The organism is Alteromonas sp. KUL106 (assembly GCF_009811415.1).
Taxonomy (GTDB): domain Bacteria; phylum Pseudomonadota; class Gammaproteobacteria; order Enterobacterales; family Alteromonadaceae; genus Alteromonas.
Genome location: NZ_BLIG01000122.1, coordinates 1 through 234 on the forward strand (window position 1 = coordinate 1; position 234 = coordinate 234).

Annotated in this window: 1 pseudogene; it reads left to right on the top strand. The window is 44.9% G+C overall.

The features are described from left to right. Positions 1-55: 55 nt before the first annotated feature. Positions 56-234, top strand: a pseudogene (locus GVO63_RS19460) (RidA family protein); the annotation flags it as partial.

Below are 234 nucleotides of genomic sequence, written 5' to 3' on the forward strand. Positions count from 1 at the left end.
ACCGATTAAAGTCGCTCAACGTTAATCCTTCCCATACCTTCAAAGGCACTAATTACTGAACATCGAACGAATGGAAACCAAGCAGCGCATGAGTCGCATTGTGAAGCACAATGGCGTTATCTACTTATGCGGGCAAGTATGCGCAGACGCCACGCAAGATATTACTCATCAAACTCAAACCATGCTTGATAAAGTAGATAGCTTACTTGTTCAAGCGGGCAGCGACAGAAAGCA